The sequence below is a fragment of the Pseudomonas sp. Irchel 3A5 genome (assembly GCF_900187575.1).
In the GTDB taxonomy this organism is placed as follows: domain Bacteria; phylum Pseudomonadota; class Gammaproteobacteria; order Pseudomonadales; family Pseudomonadaceae; genus Aquipseudomonas; species Aquipseudomonas folii.
The window spans coordinates 231,004-248,726 of record NZ_FYDU01000009.1; the positions used below are offsets into that span (position 1 = coordinate 231,004).

General features: G+C 57.3%; 15 protein-coding genes. 13 read left to right on the top strand and 2 right to left on the bottom strand.

Features of this window, described 5'->3' with window-relative positions:
- Positions 1–115: 115 nt before the first annotated feature.
- Both clpA and clpS read right to left on the bottom strand, forming a co-directional pair.
- Positions 116–2,386 (bottom strand): ATP-dependent Clp protease ATP-binding subunit ClpA, encoded by a 2,271-nt coding sequence (clpA, locus tag CKW31_RS17190; RefSeq protein WP_095097489.1) that lies wholly within the window; start codon positions 2,384–2,386, stop codon positions 116–118.
- A 30-nt stretch (positions 2,387–2,416) separates the two neighbouring features.
- The gene (clpS, locus tag CKW31_RS17195) at positions 2,417–2,779 is read right to left on the bottom strand and encodes an ATP-dependent Clp protease adapter ClpS (protein ID WP_095097492.1); all 363 of its coding nucleotides are present in this window, start codon (positions 2,777–2,779) and stop codon (positions 2,417–2,419) included.
- A gap of 220 nt (positions 2,780–2,999) precedes the next feature.
- Between clpS and cspD the strand changes: the two genes are divergently transcribed.
- The 13 genes from cspD to nuoC all read left to right on the top strand — a co-directional run bounded on the left by cspD (position 3,000) and on the right by nuoC (position 17,716).
- Positions 3,000–3,275, top strand: a complete 276-nt coding sequence (cspD, locus tag CKW31_RS17200) for a cold shock domain-containing protein CspD (RefSeq protein ID WP_095097581.1) — start codon at positions 3,000–3,002, stop codon at positions 3,273–3,275.
- A gap of 437 nt (positions 3,276–3,712) precedes the next feature.
- Positions 3,713–5,941 carry an NADP-dependent isocitrate dehydrogenase gene (locus tag CKW31_RS17205; RefSeq protein ID WP_095097584.1) on the top strand — a complete coding sequence of 743 codons (2,229 nt, stop codon included), beginning with the start codon at positions 3,713–3,715 and terminating at the stop codon, positions 5,939–5,941.
- A 184-nt stretch (positions 5,942–6,125) separates the two neighbouring features.
- Positions 6,126–6,572 (top strand): NUDIX hydrolase, encoded by a 447-nt coding sequence (locus CKW31_RS17210; RefSeq protein WP_095097495.1) that lies wholly within the window; start codon positions 6,126–6,128, stop codon positions 6,570–6,572.
- A gap of 60 nt (positions 6,573–6,632) precedes the next feature.
- Positions 6,633–7,763: a tRNA 2-thiouridine(34) synthase MnmA gene (mnmA, locus tag CKW31_RS17215; protein ID WP_095097498.1), complete on the top strand. Its 1,131-nt coding sequence runs from the start codon at positions 6,633–6,635 to the stop codon at positions 7,761–7,763.
- A complete protein-coding gene (gene hflD, locus CKW31_RS17220; RefSeq protein ID WP_087265256.1) occupies positions 7,763–8,383 on the top strand; it encodes a high frequency lysogenization protein HflD in 621 nt (206 codons plus the stop codon). Before mnmA ends, hflD begins: the two co-directional genes overlap by 1 nt.
- Positions 8,384–8,513: 130 nt before the next feature.
- Positions 8,514–9,884 carry an adenylosuccinate lyase gene (gene purB, locus CKW31_RS17225; protein WP_095097501.1) on the top strand — a complete coding sequence of 457 codons (1,371 nt, stop codon included), beginning with the start codon at positions 8,514–8,516 and terminating at the stop codon, positions 9,882–9,884.
- Positions 9,885–9,968: 84 nt separating this feature from the next.
- The gene (locus CKW31_RS17230) at positions 9,969–11,135 is read left to right on the top strand and encodes a cupin domain-containing protein (RefSeq protein ID WP_095097504.1); all 1,167 of its coding nucleotides are present in this window, start codon (positions 9,969–9,971) and stop codon (positions 11,133–11,135) included.
- Positions 11,128–11,553 carry a GNAT family N-acetyltransferase gene (locus tag CKW31_RS17235; RefSeq protein ID WP_095097507.1) on the top strand — a complete coding sequence of 142 codons (426 nt, stop codon included), beginning with the start codon at positions 11,128–11,130 and terminating at the stop codon, positions 11,551–11,553. The genes CKW31_RS17230 and CKW31_RS17235 overlap by 8 nt, the downstream gene beginning before the upstream one ends.
- 152 nt (positions 11,554–11,705) lie before the next feature.
- Positions 11,706–12,446, top strand: coding sequence for a secretin N-terminal domain-containing protein (locus tag CKW31_RS17240; RefSeq protein WP_095097510.1), 741 nt, complete (start codon positions 11,706–11,708; stop codon positions 12,444–12,446).
- Between the two features lie 518 nt (positions 12,447–12,964).
- On the top strand, positions 12,965–14,290 hold the full coding sequence (gene aceA, locus CKW31_RS17245) for an isocitrate lyase (protein WP_027899399.1): 1,326 nt from the start codon (positions 12,965–12,967) through the stop codon (positions 14,288–14,290).
- 473 nt (positions 14,291–14,763) lie between these two features.
- Complete coding sequence (locus CKW31_RS17250; protein WP_095097513.1) at positions 14,764–15,177, top strand: NADH-quinone oxidoreductase subunit A; 414 nt, start codon at positions 14,764–14,766, stop codon at positions 15,175–15,177.
- Positions 15,178–15,187: 10 nt separating this feature from the next.
- Positions 15,188–15,862, top strand: a complete 675-nt coding sequence (locus tag CKW31_RS17255) for an NADH-quinone oxidoreductase subunit B family protein (protein WP_027899397.1) — start codon at positions 15,188–15,190, stop codon at positions 15,860–15,862.
- 72 nt (positions 15,863–15,934) lie between these two features.
- Complete coding sequence (gene nuoC, locus CKW31_RS17260) at positions 15,935–17,716, top strand: NADH-quinone oxidoreductase subunit C/D (protein WP_095097516.1); 1,782 nt, start codon at positions 15,935–15,937, stop codon at positions 17,714–17,716.
- Positions 17,717–17,723 lie beyond the last annotated feature (7 nt).

Below are 17,723 nucleotides of genomic sequence, written 5' to 3' on the forward strand. Positions count from 1 at the left end.
GCATCCAGCCTTATCGCGGGCAAGCACCGCCCCCACAGGGAATGCATAAATTCGAAATCCAACAAAAAACCCCGCACCTCTTTCGAGATGCGGGGCTTTGGTTGGCTGGTAAGACCTAGGCCATTTCTGCTGTGGTTTCGTACTCGAAGGTGATCTCGCCGTCCTTGAAGTCGATGTGTACCACACCGCCATGGTCGGCCAGCTCGCCAAACAGGATCTCCTCGGCCAACGGACGCTTGATCTTGTCCTGGATCAAACGCGCCATTGGACGGGCACCCATCGCCGCGTCGTAACCACCCTGCGCCAGATAGCTTCTCGCCGCCTCGGTCACTTCAAGCAGCACACGCTTGTCTTCCAGCTGCGCCTGAAGCTCGGTGAGGAACTTGTCCACCACACTTTTGATGACCTCATGGCTGAGGCGACCAAATTGAATGATGGTGTCCAGGCGGTTGCGGAACTCAGGCGTGAAGCTCTTCTTGATGACTTCCATCGCATCAGACGAGTGGTCCTGATGAGTGAAGCCAATCGAAGCCCGAGCCGCCGACTCAGCACCGGCGTTGGTAGTCATGATCACGATCACATTGCGGAAGTCCGCTTTGCGCCCGTTGTTGTCGGTCAGCGTACCGTGGTCCATCACCTGCAGGAGCAGATTGAAGACTTCCGGATGCGCCTTCTCGATTTCATCGAGCAGCAGCACGCAATGCGGCTGTTTGGTGATCGCTTCGGTCAGAAGACCGCCCTGATCAAAACCGACATAACCTGGCGGAGCACCGATCAAGCGAGAAACAGTGTGCCGCTCCATGTACTCGGACATGTCGAAGCGCACCAATTCAATACCCAGAGCCTTGGCCAACTGACGAGCGGCTTCGGTCTTGCCGACACCGGTAGGACCGGCGAACAGGAACGAACCCACTGGCTTGTCGGGTGACTTCAGGCCAGCACGGGAGAGCTTGATTGCGGTGGACAGTGAGTCGATAGCCGCATCCTGACCGAACACGGTCAGTTTCAAATCTCGCTCAAGATTCCTCAGCAACTCCTTGTCGGAGCTGTTGACGTGCTTGGGCGGAATTCGCGCGATTTTCGCAACGATGTCTTCAACCTGCGCCACTTCGATACGTTTTACGCGCTTCTCGACCGGCTGCAGGCGCTGATAGGCCCCCGCCTCGTCGATCACATCGATCGCTTTGTCGGGCATATGACGATCATTGATATAGCGCGATGCCAGCTCTGCAGCGGCACGCAACGCTTCATCGCTGTACTCGATGTCGTGATGCGACTCAAAGCGACCTTTGAGGCCTCTCAGGATGCCGATGGTGTCTTCAACCGACGGCTCCGATACGTCGACCTTCTGGAAACGACGCGCCAAAGCCCGATCTTTCTCGAAGATGCCACGGAATTCCTGGAAGGTCGTCGAGCCGATGCAGCGAATATCACCTGACGAAAGCAGCGGTTTGAGCAGATTCGACGCATCCATCACGCCACCGGACGCAGCACCTGCGCCAATGATCGTGTGAATTTCATCGATGAACAGGATCGCGTGAGGACGCTTTTTCAGCTCACCGAGCAGCGCTTTGAAGCGCTTCTCGAAATCACCGCGGTATTTGGTACCTGCCAGCAATGCTCCCAGATCCAGGGAATAAACTACGCTGTTGGCCAGTAGATCAGGCACCTGATTGTCGACGATACGCTTGGCCAGGCCTTCAGCAATAGCGGTTTTGCCGACACCTGCCTCACCTACCAGAAGCGGGTTGTTCTTGCGGCGACGCGCCAGAATCTGCGCGACCCGCTCGACTTCCTGCTCTCGGCCAACCAGAGGGTCAATACGCCCCTGACGCGCCAGTTCGTTAAGGTTGCTGGCATAGGCATCCAGAGGATTACCTGAAGCAGAAGACTCACCACCTTCGTCGTCCTGCATATCTTGCTCACCTTCAGAGTGATCGCCGTGCCCAGGCACTTTCGATATGCCGTGGGCAATGTAGTTGACGACATCTATGCGTGCCACGCTCTGCTGCTTGAGCAGAAACACTGCCTGGCTTTCCTGCTCACTGAAAATTGCAACCAGCACATTGGCACCGGTGACTTCACGTTTGCCCGAGCTCTGTACATGGAAAACAGCACGTTGCAGGACGCGTTGGAAGCCCAGGGTTGGCTGGGTCTCGCGATCCTCGTCATGGACGGGGATCAGCGGCGTAGTGGAGTCGATGAACTCCTGCAAATCATGCTTGAGCTTATCGAGGTTTGCGCCGCAGGCACGCAGAACAGTGGCGGCAGCCTCATTGTCCAATAAAGCCAGCAGAAGGTGCTCGACGGTCATGAATTCATGACGTTTCGAACGAGCCTCCTTGAAGGCCAGATTGAGGGTGACTTCGAGCTCACGGTTTAACATAGCTTCACCTCATACCCAAGTGGTCGGCGATTAACCGTCCTTCTCGATCTCACAGAGTAGCGGATGCTGGCTTTCCCTGGCGTATTGGTTGACCTGCATTGCCTTGGTCTCGGCGATGTCGCGGGTAAACAATCCACATACTGCCCGTCCCTCTGTATGGACGGCCAGCATGACCTTGGTTGCCAGCTCACGATTCAGGTTGAAGAACACCTCGAGCACTTCGACGACGAAATCCATCGGGGTGTAATCATCATTAAACAAAACCACCTTGTACATCGGTGGCGCCTGCAACGTCGGTTTGGCATCCTGAACCGCGATGCCAGCCGCGTCATCCTCATGGGAATCCGGACTGTCCTGATTTGATGTTAGTCGAATCTTGCTGATTGCATGCATGGAAAGAAAAGTTCGTAAAGGGCGGATTGAATAATGAGTCGCAGTCTGACCGGTTTTCAAATGGACCGCCGCGTGACCTTGACTATCGGCTAATCAGTGTTACAAACAATAGAACCCACATTGGGTAAAAAGGGTCCGCGCAGTCAACCAAAATTTTTTTCGGTCCGGCGGATGAGGTTGATGATACTCCCAACGGAGTCCTTTGCAGAGGGATATGACTATGTCTAGCGGTAAGGTCAAATGGTTCAATAATGCTAAAGGCTATGGCTTTATCGTGGAGGACGGGAAGACCGAAGACCTGTTCGCCCACTTTTCTGCTATCAACATGGACGGCTACAAAACCCTCAAGGCAGGTCAGCCAGTCAATTTTGAAATCATCCAGGGCCCCAAGGGAATGCATGCCATAAAGATCAAGACCGACGTCACAATTGAACCAGCGGGGTCGCCAAGCCCTGTCAGCACCCCAGCAAGTGTGCATGAGAAGGTCACCGCCTGATTCGAGCACCTACTCAATGCGCCAATCCTGAAAAGTCGGCCGGCTCAGTGACCTGAGCCGGCCGATTTCGTTTGTAACGCCTGCTTACAGATGCCCTGCGCGTGTACCGCCAGTCTGCGTTCCCCGCCTACCTCGACCAACGGCCAATACCTTATGCAGCCTGAAGCGCTTAGCATTAATGCTTAGCGCCAAGGGTTTGATATACTCCCGCCGTGACTAACGGGTCATAGGGGCAGACGAGTCTGGAAAGAGACTTTGCGCCCTTGTATGCGTTGGGCAGCACTGCCGCCCGACCGCTTGACGCTCGACTGATGCACCTACCATCATCATCGCGAATAAACCTCGACTCAGGCTCAAGAAGAGACTGCGAGCAAAGTGCATACCCTGCGCGCATCGAGATTTTGTGCATGCTCAGCAAAACAGAGAGTTCATACGAAATGTCCAACCGTTCGAAGATCATCTACACCTTTACCGACGAAGCTCCAGCACTCGCCACCTACTCGCTTCTTCCTATCATCGAAGCCTTCACTGCCTCCTCTGATATCGACGTTGAAACGCGAGACATCTCTCTGGCGGGCCGCATTCTTTCCAGTTTCCCTGAATCCCTGAGCGCTGATCAGCAAATCGGCGACCACCTCGCCGAGCTGGGCAAGCTGGCCACGACGCCAGAAGCCAACATCATCAAGCTGCCGAACATCAGCGCCTCCGTGCCACAACTCAAGGCGACCATCAAAGAGCTGCAGGACCTGGGCTTCAAGATCCCTGACTATCCTGAGTCGCCGAGCACCGACGCGGAAAAAGACGTGCGTGCGCGTTACGACAAGACCAAAGGCAGCGCCGTGAACCCGGTTCTGCGTGAAGGCAACTCGGACCGCCGCGCACCGTTGTCGGTCAAGAACTACGCTCGCAAGCACCCGCACAAAATGGGCGCCTGGGCGGCTGACTCGAAATCCCACATTGCCCACATGAGCAATGGCGACTTCTACGGCAGCGAAAAAGCTGTCCTGATCGGCGCTGCCGATAACGTGAAAATCGAACTGATCGCTCAAGACGGCACAGCCACCGTCCTGAAAGAAAAGACTGCCGTGAAAGAAGGCGAGATCATCGATTCTTCGGTCATGAGCACCAAAGCCCTGCGCAGCTTCGTGGCCTCGGCTATTGAAGATGCCAAGGCACAAGGCGTGCTGCTGTCGGTTCACTTGAAAGCCACCATGATGAAGGTCTCCGACCCGATCATGTTCGGCCAGATCGTCGCTGAGTACTACAAGGATGCGCTGACCAAGCACGCTGATGCACTCAAGCAGGTCGGCTTCAACCTGAATAACGGTATCGGCGACCTGTACGACCGTATCAGCGCCCTGCCAGCCGACAAGCAGGCTGAAATCAAGGCTGACATCCAGGCCGTCTACGCCGTCCGCGCCCCGCTGGCGATGGTCAACTCGGACAAAGGCATCACCAACCTGCACGTGCCAAGCGACGTGATCGTCGACGCGTCGATGCCGGCCATGATCCGCGACTCGGGCAAAATGTGGAACGCTGCTGGCGAACTGCAGGACACCAAGGCCGTGATCCCTGATCGCTGCTACGCAACCATCTACCAGGCTGTGATCGACGACTGCAAGAAACACGGCGCTTTCGATCCAACCACTATGGGCAGCGTGCCAAACGTTGGCCTGATGGCGCAAAAAGCCGAAGAGTACGGCTCCCACGACAAGACCTTCCAGATCGCCACTGCTGGCGTTGTCCGTGTATCGGACAGCAGCGGTAAAGTGCTGATGGAACAGAACGTTGAAGAAGGCGATATCTGGCGCATGTGCCAGGTCAAGGACGCGCCGATCCAGGACTGGGTCAAACTGGCCGTCAACCGTGCTCGCGCCAGCGATACCCCTGCTGTGTTCTGGCTGGACCCGGCTCGCGCTCACGATGCCGAGATGATCAAGAAAGTTCAGAAGTACCTGGCTGATCACGACACTGCTGGTCTGGATATCCGTGTCATGTCACCTGTTGAAGCCATGGCGTTCACCCTGGAGCGTACCCGAGCTGGCAAGGACACCATTTCGGTCACCGGTAACGTACTGCGCGACTACCTGACCGACCTGTTCCCGATCATGGAACTGGGCACAAGCGCCAAGATGCTGTCCATCGTGCCCCTGATGAACGGCGGTGGTCTGTTCGAAACCGGCGCAGGTGGTTCGGCTCCGAAGCACGTTCAGCAACTGGTTGAAGAAAACTTCCTGCGTTGGGATTCCCTGGGTGAGTTCCTGGCTCTGGCCGCTTCCCTGGAGCACCTGGGCAATACCTACAACAACCCGAAAGCGCTGGTTCTGTCGAAGACTCTGGATCAGGCAACCGGTGAGTTCCTGGACCGCAACAAGTCGCCTTCGCGTAAAGTCGGCAACATCGACAACCGCGGCAGCCACTTCTACCTGGCGCTGTTCTGGGCTCAGGCTCTGGCCGCCCAGAACGACGATGCTGCCCTCAAGGCACAGTTCAGCCCAGTGGCCAAAACCCTGGCCGACAACGAAGAAAAAATCGTTGCCGAACTGAACGCCGTACAAGGCAAGCCAGCGGAAATCGGCGGTTACTACTATCCGAACCCTGAGCTGACCAGCAAAGTCATGCGCCCAAGCGCAACCCTGAACGCAGCGATCGCTTCGCTGAACTAAGGTTTTGGCTGCACACGAACCCCGGCCTTGCGCCGGGGTTTGTGCATCTGCACTTCATGCATGAAGCGGTTTTCTGTAGGAGCTGCCGAAGGCTGCGATAGCATTGTGCCTGACACCCCGCCATTCGCAGCCTTCGGCAGCTCCTACAGGGGATTGCGCGCCCAACCTACCGAGCACTTCCCTTATGAACTGGCAAGCCCACGTCACTGTCGCCACGATCGTCGAAGATCAAGGCAAATTCCTTTTCGTAGAAGAACTCAAAGGCGGCAAAGCGGTGCTCAACCAACCTGCCGGGCATCTTGATCCAAACGAATCCCTGCAACGCGCCGCCGTGCGTGAAACCCTCGAAGAAACCGGCTGGGACGTTGAGCTGACGAGTGTCATCGGCATTTATCTCTACACAGCACCGAGCAATGGCGTGACGTATCAGCGCATCTGCTTTGCCGCCAAAGCCCTGCGCCACCATGCCGACTATCAACTGGATGACGGGATTATCGGCCCGGTGTGGCTCACTCGTGATGAACTCGTGGCTCAACAGGACCGCTGGCGCAGCGAACTGGTGCTGCGTTGTGTGGATGATTACCTGAACGGTGAACACTTCAGTCTCGACCTGCTACGCGACAAGGCGTGAGACTCCCGCGGCCGGGCCTGTTAGAATCGCGTCCTTTTCGAAGCTACCCATTGAATTCCTATGCCTGATTCAACCCTTTCCGATACTGCACAGAAGCGCGTCATCGTCGGCATGTCCGGCGGCGTGGACTCTTCGGTTTCTGCCGTTCTGCTCATGGAGCAGGGCTATCAGGTGGAAGGCCTGTTCATGAAGAACTGGGAAGAAGACGATGGAACGGAATACTGCACCGCCCGTGAAGACCTGGCCGACGCCCAGGCCGTGTGCGACAAGATCGGTATCAAACTGCATACCGCCAACTTCGCCGCTGAATACTGGGACAACGTGTTCGAGCACTTCCTGGCTGAATACAAGGCCGGTCGCACGCCGAACCCGGACATCCTCTGTAACCGCGAAATCAAGTTCAAGGCGTTTCTCGACTACGCCCTGATGCTCGGCGCCGACCTGATTGCCACCGGTCACTATGTGCGCCGCCGGGATATCGACGGACGCACAGAGTTGCTCAAGGGCCTGGACCCGAACAAAGACCAGAGCTACTTCCTGCACGCGGTCGGTGGCGATCAGATCGCCCGGACGCTGTTCCCGGTTGGCGAACTGGAAAAGCCCGAAGTAAGGGCGATTGCCGAGAAGCACGGTCTGGCGACCGCCAAGAAAAAAGATTCCACGGGTATCTGCTTCATCGGCGAGCGCCGTTTTACCGATTTCCTGCGCCAGTATCTGCCCGCTCAGCCCGGCGAGATCAAGACCACCGAAGGCGAAGTCATCGGTCGCCACAGCGGCTTGATGTACCACACCATCGGCCAGCGCCAGGGCTTGGGCATTGGTGGTCTGAAAGACGCCAGCGATGATCCGTGGTACGTGCTGGTCAAGGACCTTGAGAACAACGAACTGATCGTGGGTCAGGGCAACGACCATCCCTGGCTGTTCTCCCGGGCTCTGGTGGCTTCGCAGATCTATTGGGTCAACCCGATAGACCTGAGCAGCCCTCGCCGTCTGACCGCCAAAGTGCGCTATCGCCAGGGTGATCAACAGTGCACGCTGGAACAGACCGCCGACGGCTATCGCGCCACCTTCGACGAACCGCAACGCGCCGTCACACCCGGCCAGTCCGTGGTGTTTTATGACGGCGAAATCTGCCTGGGCGGCGGCGTGATTGAAATCGCCGAAGCCTGGCACAGCAAGGACAAGCGTTGATGACCCCGATTCAGGAGCAATTGGTCGCACTGGCTGGCGTATTTCAGGCCGCCGTACTGGTAGACCGGATCGCCAAGACCGGTCAGAGCAGCGAAGCAGTACTGGGCTGTATGCTCGGCAGCCTGCTGGTGCAGGACCCCAAAGACACGCTGGACGTTTACGGTGGCGACGATTTGAACCTGCGCGAAGGCTACCGCGCCCTGGCCAGCGCACTGGAACGCGATCCATCGACGCTGCAGCGCGAGCCGCTGCGCTACGCCCTGTCGATGCTGGGTCTGGAACGACAACTGGCCAAGCGCGACGACATGCTGGAAACCGTGGGCAACCGCCTGCCGCAAATCCAGTCCCAGGTTGAACACTTCGGGATCGCCCACGAAAACGTGATCGCAGCCTGTGGCGCGCTGTATCAGGACACCCTGAGCACCCTGCGCCAACGCATTCAGGTGCATGGCGACATGCGTAACCTGCAACAGCCGAGCAACGCCTCGAAAATCCGCGCCCTGCTGTTGGCCGGTATTCGCTCTGCTCGCCTGTGGCGACAAAATGGCGGCCATCGCTGGCAGTTGGTCGTAAGCCGTCGCAAGTTATTGAAAGAACTGTATCCATTGATGCATGGCTGATTTGCCAGGCATTTGCAGACACCGCTGACAAACACCGCGTGACATACGCTGGTCAGGCCGACCCGATCCGGCCAGGTTTTCATGTATGATACGCGCCCCTTTTCGTTGCCTGACTGTCCGAGAGCACCCTATGCAGCTTTCTTCGCTCACTGCGGTTTCCCCTGTTGACGGCCGCTACGCCGGTAAAACCGAGGCCTTGCGCCCAATTTTCAGCGAATACGGCCTGATCCGTTTCCGCGTCATGGTTGAAGTACGCTGGCTCCAGCGTCTGGCCGCACACCCTGAAATCACTGAAGTACCAGCGTTTTCAGCCGAAGCCAACGCCATCCTCAACACGCTGGCGGAAGACTTCTCGATCACTCACGCCGAGCGCGTGAAGGAAATCGAGCGCACCACCAACCACGACGTCAAGGCCGTGGAGTACCTGCTCAAGGAACAGGCTGCCAAGCTGCCTGAGCTGGACAAGGTCAGCGAGTTCATCCACTTCGCCTGCACCAGCGAGGACATCAACAACCTGTCCCACGCCCTGATGCTGCGTGAAGGCCGCGACAACGTGATGCTGCCATTGATGCGCAAGATCGCTGATTCGATCCGCGAACTGGCCATCCGCTTCGCTGACGTTCCGATGTTGTCGCGCACCCACGGTCAACCAGCCTCCCCGACTACTCTGGGTAAAGAACTGGCGAACGTCGTTTATCGTCTGGAGCGTCAGATCGCCCAGATCGCTGCGGTGCCACTGCTGGGCAAGATCAACGGTGCAGTCGGCAACTACAACGCACACATCTCGGCCTACCCGTCCATCGACTGGGAAGCCAACGCTCGCGCATTCATCGAAGACGAGCTAGGTCTGGGCTTCAACCCTTACACCACACAGATCGAGCCGCACGACTACATCGCAGAGCTGTTCGACGCTATTGCGCGCTTCAACACCATCCTGATCGACTTCGACCGCGATATCTGGGGCTACATCTCCCTGGGCTATTTCAAACAGCGCACTATTGCTGGCGAAATCGGTTCGTCGACCATGCCGCACAAGGTCAACCCAATCGACTTCGAAAACTCCGAAGGCAACCTGGGTATCGCCAACGCACTGTTCCAGCATCTGGCGAGCAAGCTGCCGATCTCGCGCTGGCAGCGTGACCTGACTGACTCCACCGTGCTGCGTAATCTGGGCGTCGGCTTCGCTCATAGCGTTATCGCTTACGAAGCCACCCTCAAGGGCATCAGCAAGCTGGAGCTCAACGAGCAGAAAATTTCCGCTGATCTGGACGCGTGCTGGGAAGTCCTGGCTGAGCCGATCCAGACCGTCATGCGTCGCTACAACATCGAAAACCCCTACGAGAAGCTGAAAGAACTGACACGCGGCAAGGGCATCAGCCCTGAAGCACTGCAGACTTTCATCGACACTCTCGATATGCCTGCCGAAGCCAAGGCCGAGTTGAACAAACTCACCCCGGCCAATTACATCGGCAACGCGGTGGCTCAAGCCAAGCGCATCTGACCCGCGTTAGAACATTGCACACGCCCGGCAGTGCCGGGCGTTTTTATTGCAGTCTCGAAAAGACAAACTTTCAATAGGTTACACATGAATCCTGATATTCCTCTTCAACTTCTGGGCGGCATCAGCGCGCGCGTTTTCCTGCGTGACTACTGGCAGAAAAAGCCACTCCTGATCCGTCAGGCCCTGCCGGACTTTCAGAGCCCGATCGATCCTGACGAGCTGGCTGGCCTGGCCCTGGAAGAAGAAGTCGAATCGCGACTGGTCATCGAAAATGGCGAGCGCCCATGGGAACTGCGTCGCGGTCCGTTCGCGGAAGACGAGTTCAGCAAGCTGCCGGAAAAGGACTGGACCCTGCTTGTTCAGGCCGTTGACCAGTTCGTCCCGGAAGTCGGCGAGCTGCTGGAAAACTTCCGTTTCCTGCCGAGCTGGCGTATCGATGACGTGATGGTGAGCTATGCCGCTCCAGGTGGCGGTGTCGGCCCGCATTTCGACAACTACGACGTGTTCCTGCTGCAAGGTCACGGCAAGCGCCACTGGCAGATCGGCCAGATGTGCGACTCCGACAGCCCGCTGCTGCAACACGCCGACCTGCGCATCCTCTCTGACTTTCAGATGACCGAAGAGTGGACGCTGGAACCCGGCGACATGCTCTATCTGCCGCCACGCCTGGCACACTGTGGCGTCGCCGTCGATGACTGCCTGACGTACTCGGTCGGCTTCCGCGCCCCGAGCGCTGCCGAAGTGCTGACCCACTTCACCGACTTCCTCAGCCAGTTCACGCCTGATGAAGAGCGCTACACGGATGCAGACGCCCAGCCGGCCAATGATCCCCATCAGATCCAGCATGACGCTCTCGACCGCCTGAAAGCCTTGCTGGCCGAACACATGGGGGACGAGCGCCTGCTGCTGACGTGGTTCGGCCAGTTCATGACCGAGCCGCGCTATCCGGAACTGGTAACAGGCCCGGAACTGGAGGAAGAAGACCTGCTGAGCAGCCTGGAACAGGGCGCAGTTCTCATTCGCAACCCAAGCGCACGTCTGGCATGGTCCGAAGTGGATGACGACCTGCTACTGTTCGCCAGTGGCCAGAGCCGCCTGCTGCCTGGCAGCCTGCGTGACCTGTTGAAAATGATCTGCGCTGCAGATGCCCTGCACAGTGACAACCTCGGCCAATGGTTGGCCGATGAAGAAGGACGCAACCTGCTCTGTGAGCTGGTAAAACAAGGAAGCCTGGGGTTTGCCGATGAATAGAACTAACGTGCGTGTCGCCGACTGGCAGAAAGACAACGCTGACATCCGCCGTGTACGCGATGCTGTGTTTGTTGCCGAGCAGTCGGTGCCGCCAGAGCTGGAATGGGACGCTGAAGACATTGACGCCATTCACTTCTTGGCACTGGAGGGTGACTTTGCCATTGGCACAGCCCGCCTGCTGCCTGATGGTGAAATAGGTCGGCTCTCAGTCCTCAAGGACTGGCGCGGGATGAAAGTCGGTGAAGCGCTGCTCAGCGCCGTCATCAACGAAGCCGAGCGCCGTGACCTTAGGCAGCAAAAACTCAGTGGTCAGGTACAAGCCGTGGAGTTTTACGAGCGCTTTGGCTTTACCGTCGTCAGCGAAGAGTTTCTGGAGGCAGGACTGCCTCACGTGAATATGACTCGCCATTCAGGCTGAAAGACCTGACTTGACGCCCTGCCCGCCTGCGCCAGCTGTCTATGCTGGTACAGGTTGGCAGGGCGTTTTGCGTTGAGCGATTCAACTTGCGCGTCCGCAGGCCGACAAACTGGCAAACTCAGCTCTTTTAGACGTTCCAGGAGATCGGCTCTATGTTCCTGCGCACCCTGTTCACCTCGCTGCTACTGATATGTAGTGTCGGCGCCATGGCCGCTACCGAAGTGGTTCCCCTCAATTACCGGACCAGCGATGACCTGCTGCCGGTGGCCAAATCCTTTCTCGGGCCGGACGGTACGGTCAGCGCTTACAACAACCAATTGATCGTCAATGCCGAGCCACGCAAGATCGAAGAACTGCGCGCCCTGCTCTCGCAACTCGATACCGCCCCCAAGCGCCTGCTGATCAGCGTAGATACCAGCGACAGCGCCTCACGCAGCAGCAATGGCGTGAACCAGAGCCGCGTCATCAATTACGGCACTGCCAGCCGCGAGGGTGGCGTACAACAGGTGCAGGCCAGTGAAGGCGCACCGGCGCTGATACAAGTCGGCCAAAGCGTGCCGGTCACCACCACCCGCACTGACAACTACGGCTACGCCCAGAGCAACACCGAATACCGCAATGTGACCCAGGGCTTTTACGTCACAGCCAGCGTGACCGGAGACATCGTGCACCTGAACATCAGCACCAACCGGGATCGCGTCAGCCAGGAACGGCCCGATGCCTTCAAGGTGCAAAGTACCGACAGCCAGGTCAGCGGTCGCCTAGGCGAATGGATCACGCTGGCAGGCGTGAGTGATCAGTCAGTTGCTGACCGCCAAGGCAATACGCAGCAGTATTCAACCCAGGGTCGAGAGGACATGACATTGCGGGTAATGGTGCAAACCCTCGAGTGAACCAAGGCTCCAGCAAAATCGAGTACCAAAGGGCCTTTAACTGACTGACGGGTCGCGCCAGAGTCAAAATGTAGTGACAACAAAAAAGCACTACAAAACGTTTGACGGGTCATAAGCGGCGAGGCATGATTGCCTCGCTCCCGCTAATCAGAGGCCCTGAAAAGAGCCTTCGGGTCGCGCTCAAATCCTACGAGCCGATTCGTGTCTGTATCGCCCACAAGGCAGTTTGACGAGGTTGCGACTGGAACGAAGTTGTCCTGAGGGACGGAAGCGTATTACGGTCCATCGGCAAAGCTGCCAAGTGACGCAAGAGGCCCTTGAATGCCCGATTGCACGCCACAGCTACGCCTTGAACTCGCTCTTCCCGCCTCGAACGACCTCCTTTCACCGCCACCGCGCAAATCAGGCTCGTAGCCAGACATCTGATCAGCGAGCAGCCATCCATGTGCCTTCGATATCCGGGGCGTTTTGGCGGAGCAGGACATTCCAACAAAACCTATGTGAAAGGGGTTTCGCTCATGGCACTGACACGCGAACAACAAATAGCAGCTCTCGAGAAAGACTGGGCTGAAAATCCGCGCTGGAAAAATGTGACCCGTACGTATTCCGCCGCTGACGTCGTCCGCCTGCGTGGCTCGGTTCAACCTGAACACACGTTCGCCAGGAATGGCGCGGAGAAGCTCTGGAATCTGGTCACTCAAGGTGCCAAGCCTTCCTTCCGTCCTGACAAGGACTTCGTTAACTGCATGGGCGCCCTTACCGGCGGTCAGGCGGTACAACAGGTCAAGGCCGGTATTCAGGCGATTTATCTGTCTGGCTGGCAGGTAGCCGCCGACAATAACTCGGCCGAATCGATGTACCCCGATCAATCGCTATACCCGGTGGACTCGGTACCGACCGTGGTCAAGCGCATCAACAACTCGTTCCGCCGTGCCGACCAGATCCAGTGGAAAGCCGGGAAAGGTCCGGGCGACGAAGGCTACATCGATTACTTCGCGCCCATCGTAGCCGACGCCGAGGCCGGTTTTGGCGGTGTACTCAACGCCTACGAACTGATGAAAAGCATGATCGAAGCAGGCGCAGCTGGCGTGCACTTCGAGGATCAACTGGCATCGGTCAAGAAATGCGGTCACATGGGTGGCAAGGTTCTGGTGCCCACCCAGGAAGCCGTACAAAAACTGGTGGCCGCACGCCTGGCGGCAGACGTTGCCGGTGTACCGACGATCATTCTGGCGCGTACCGACGCCAACGCTGCGGACCTGCTGACGTCTGACTGCGATCCGTATGACAAACCGTTCGTAACCGGCACCCGCACGCACGAAGGTTTCTACAAGGTCCGGGCCGGGCTTGATCAAGCCATCGCTCGCGGCCTGGCCTACGCGCCTTATGCCGACCTGATCTGGTGCGAAACCGCCAAGCCGGATCTGGACGAAGCCCGTCGTTTTGCCGAGGCGATCAAGAAGGAGTACCCGGATCAGTTGCTCTCGTACAACTGCTCACCGTCCTTCAACTGGAAGAAGAACCTGGACGACGCGACCATTGCCAAATTCCAGCGCGAACTGTCGGCCATGGGATACAAGCATCAGTTCATCACCCTGGCGGGTATCCATAACATGTGGCACAGCATGTTCAACCTGGCGCACGACTACGCCCGTAACGACATGACTGCGTACGTGAAGCTGCAGGAGCAGGAATTCGCCGATGCCGCCAAGGGCTATACCTTTGTGGCGCACCAGCAGGAAGTGGGCACCGGCTATTTCGATGACGTGACTACCGTGATTCAGGGGGGCGTGTCTTCGGTAACGGCGCTGACGGGCTCTACTGAGGAAGAGCAGTTTCACTGATTGAAATGTGCGGCGCCCTTATCGTCGGAATGCCGCCCAGACCAAGCACCGCTCCCACAGGAAAAACTTGATCCCCTGTTGGAGCGGTGCTTGGTCTGGGCGGCATTCCGACGATAAGGTCAACAGAGAATTATCAGAAAACCGCCTAAAACAGCAACTACCTCACATTTAAAGCCATTAACCTCGCCCAACAACAAATGATACTTATTATCATTTAGAAAACTGTCCTTCTTCCGTAACTTTTTAGAACGAAACATAATTAGCTTAAACCCCGCCAACCCCCGCCCCGCCTGCTCCAAGCCCTCACCCCAGGCCCGTAAGTGATTAATTGCACAAATTAATTTGATATAGAAAATTTACTTGCCCTGTTTTTGCACATAAAATCATCGAAATTGATTTCGCTGCGACATATCGTCGCTGCATATACTATTTTCAAGCTCAGAGACCATTGATCTCTGTCAAGGAATGCCAGCATGTCCGAATCGACAGGTTTGATTGCCCACAACTGGGGCTTCGCCATTTTCCTTTTGGGTGTAGTCGGCCTGTGCGCCTTCATGCTCGGTGTTTCCAGCCTCCTGGGTAGCAGAGCCTGGGGCCGCAGCAAAAACGAACCGTTTGAATCCGGCATGCTGCCTACCGGCAGTGCCCGCCTTCGCCTTTCGGCAAAATTCTATCTGGTCGCGATGCTCTTCGTGATCTTCGACATTGAAGCCCTATATCTCTTTGCCTGGTCTGTGTCCGTCCGCGAAAGCGGCTGGACCGGATTCGTCGAAGCACTCGTTTTCATAGCAATTCTGTTGGCAGGTCTTGTCTACCTATGGCGGGTTGGAGCGCTGGATTGGGCTCCTGAAGGTCGCCGTAATCGGCAAGCGAAGCTAAAACAATGAGGCTTTGGCGATGCAATACAATCTCACCAGGATCGACCCGGATGCTCCGAATGACGAGTATCCAATCGGCAAACGGGAAACTGTTTCCGACCCGCTAGAAGATCAAGTCCACAAAAACATCTACATGGGCAAGCTGGAAGACGTGCTGAGTGGTGCGGTCAACTGGGGACGTAAAAACTCCCTGTGGCCATACAACTTCGGCTTGTCGTGCTGCTATGTGGAAATGACAACCGCCTTCACGGCGCCCCACGACATCGCCCGCTTCGGCGCCGAGGTTATCCGGGCATCGCCGCGACAGGCGGATTTCATGGTTATTGCCGGTACTTGCTTCATCAAGATGGCGCCGATCATTCAGCGTCTCTACGAGCAAATGCTCGAACCTAAATGGGTTATTTCCATGGGTTCGTGTGCCAACTCCGGTGGTATGTACGACATTTATTCCGTGGTTCAGGGCGTGGACAAGTTCCTTCCTGTGGATGTCTATGTGCCCGGCTGCCCGCCCCGCCCCGAAGCGTTTCTGCAAGGCTTGATGCTGTTGCAGGAATCCATCGGCCAGGAGCGTCGCCCTCTTTCCTGGGTCGTCGGCGATCAAGGCGTGTACCGCGCCGAAATGCCGTCGCAAAAGGAACAGCGCCGCGAACAGCGAATTGCAGTGACCAATCTGCGCAGCCCCGACGAAGTCTGATCCAGAACTGTTCCCTTTAAAGAACGAATAGCTGGCTTCATTCTTTACGTTGACCGAAAGCGATAAAAAACCATGACTACAGGCAGAGCTCTGTACATCCCGCCTTACAAGGCAGACGACCAAGACGTCGTCGTAGAATTGAACAACCGTTTTGGCGCCGAGGCGTTCACCGCCCAATCGACCCGCACTGGCATGCCTGTGCTGTGGGTCGAGCGTGCGCGCCTGATCGAGGTGCTGACCTTCCTGCGTCAGCTGCCTAAACCTTACGTCATGCTGTACGACCTGCATGGTGTGGACGAACGTCTGCGCACCAAGCGCCACGGCTTGCCAGGTGCTGACTTCAGCGTCTTCTACCACTTGCTGTCGATCGAACGTAACAGCGACGTGATGATCAAGGTAGCGCTGTCCGAAAGTGACCTCAGCCTGCCGACCGTGACCAGGATCTGGCCCAACGCCAACTGGTACGAGCGTGAAGTCTGGGACATGTTCGGTATCGACTTCCCGGGTCACCCGCACCTGAGCCGCATCATGATGCCGCCAACCTGGGAAGGTCACCCGCTGCGCAAGGACTTCCCGGCGCGCGCTACCGAGTTCGATCCGTTCAGCCTGACGCTCGCCAAGCAGCAACTGGAAGAGGAAGCCGCGCGCTTCAATCCGGAAGACTGGGGCATGAAGCGTTCCGGGACGAACGAGGACTACATGTTCCTCAACCTGGGTCCGAACCACCCTTCGGCCCACGGTGCGTTCCGCATCATTCTGCAACTGGACGGTGAAGAAATCGTCGATTGCGTTCCGGACATTGGCTACCACCACCGTGGTGCCGAGAAAATGGCCGAGCGTCAGTCGTGGCACAGCTTCATTCCGTACACCGACCGGATCGATTATCTGGGCGGCGTGATGAACAACCTGCCGTATGTGCTCTCGGTCGAGAAGCTGGCTGGCATCAAGGTGCCTGAGAAAGTCGACACCATCCGCATCATGATGGCCGAGTTCTTCCGGATCACCAGCCACTTGCTGTTCCTGGGGACTTACATTCAGGACGTGGGCGCCATGACCCCGGTGTTCTTCACCTTCACCGACCGTCAGCGCGCTTACACCGTGATCGAAGCCATTACCGGTTTCCGTCTGCACCCGGCCTGGTATCGCATCGGTGGCGTTGCCCACGACCTGCCACGCGGCTGGGAAAAACTGGTCAAGGACTTCGTTGACTGGTTGCCGAAGCGTCTCGACGAGTACACCAAAGCGGCGCTGCAAAACAGCATCCTGAAAGGCCGGACCATCGGTGTCGCTGCCTACAACACCAAAGAGGCCCTGGAATGGGGTGTCACCGGTGCAGGCCTGCGTTCCACCGGTTGCGATTTCGACCTGCGTAAAGCGCGTCCTTATTCCGGCTACGAGAACTTCGAGTTTGAAGTCCCGCTGGCAGCCAACGGCGATGCCTACGACCGCTGCATGGTTCGCGTCGAAGAGATGCGCCAGAGCATCAAGATCATCGACCAGTGCATGCGCAACATGCCGGAAGGCCCGTACAAGGCGGATCACCCGCTGACCACGCCGCCACCGAAAGAACGCACGCTGCAGCACATCGAGACCTTGATCACGCACTTCCTGCAAGTTTCGTGGGGCCCGGTCATGCCGGCCAACGAATCCTTCCAGATGATTGAAGCGACCAAGGGCATCAACAGTTACTACCTGACGAGCGACGGCGGCACCATGAGCTACCGTACCCGGATCCGCACCCCAAGCTTCCCGCATCTGCAACAGATCCCTTCGGTGATCAAAGGCAGCATGGTCGCGGACTTGATCGCGTACCTGGGTAGTATCGATTTCGTTATGGCCGACGTGGACCGCTAAGCATGAG

Excerpts from the sequence above, each read along its gene's own strand:
- clpA (WP_095097489.1), bottom strand. The coding sequence starts at position 2,386 with ATGTTAAACCGTGAGCTCGAAGTCACCCTCAATCTGGCCTTCAAGGAG.
- clpS (WP_095097492.1), bottom strand. The coding sequence starts at position 2,779 with ATGCATGCAATCAGCAAGATTCGACTAACATCAAATCAGGACAGTCCG.
- cspD (WP_095097581.1), top strand. The coding sequence starts at position 3,000 with ATGTCTAGCGGTAAGGTCAAATGGTTCAATAATGCTAAAGGCTATGGC.
- CKW31_RS17205 (WP_095097584.1), top strand. The coding sequence starts at position 3,713 with ATGTCCAACCGTTCGAAGATCATCTACACCTTTACCGACGAAGCTCCA.
- CKW31_RS17210 (WP_095097495.1), top strand. The coding sequence starts at position 6,126 with ATGAACTGGCAAGCCCACGTCACTGTCGCCACGATCGTCGAAGATCAA.
- mnmA (WP_095097498.1), top strand. The coding sequence starts at position 6,633 with ATGCCTGATTCAACCCTTTCCGATACTGCACAGAAGCGCGTCATCGTC.
- hflD (WP_087265256.1), top strand. The coding sequence starts at position 7,763 with ATGACCCCGATTCAGGAGCAATTGGTCGCACTGGCTGGCGTATTTCAG.
- purB (WP_095097501.1), top strand. The coding sequence starts at position 8,514 with ATGCAGCTTTCTTCGCTCACTGCGGTTTCCCCTGTTGACGGCCGCTAC.
- CKW31_RS17230 (WP_095097504.1), top strand. The coding sequence starts at position 9,969 with ATGAATCCTGATATTCCTCTTCAACTTCTGGGCGGCATCAGCGCGCGC.
- CKW31_RS17235 (WP_095097507.1), top strand. The coding sequence starts at position 11,128 with ATGAATAGAACTAACGTGCGTGTCGCCGACTGGCAGAAAGACAACGCT.
- CKW31_RS17240 (WP_095097510.1), top strand. The coding sequence starts at position 11,706 with ATGTTCCTGCGCACCCTGTTCACCTCGCTGCTACTGATATGTAGTGTC.
- aceA (WP_027899399.1), top strand. The coding sequence starts at position 12,965 with ATGGCACTGACACGCGAACAACAAATAGCAGCTCTCGAGAAAGACTGG.
- CKW31_RS17250 (WP_095097513.1), top strand. The coding sequence starts at position 14,764 with ATGTCCGAATCGACAGGTTTGATTGCCCACAACTGGGGCTTCGCCATT.
- CKW31_RS17255 (WP_027899397.1), top strand. The coding sequence starts at position 15,188 with ATGCAATACAATCTCACCAGGATCGACCCGGATGCTCCGAATGACGAG.
- nuoC (WP_095097516.1), top strand. The coding sequence starts at position 15,935 with ATGACTACAGGCAGAGCTCTGTACATCCCGCCTTACAAGGCAGACGAC.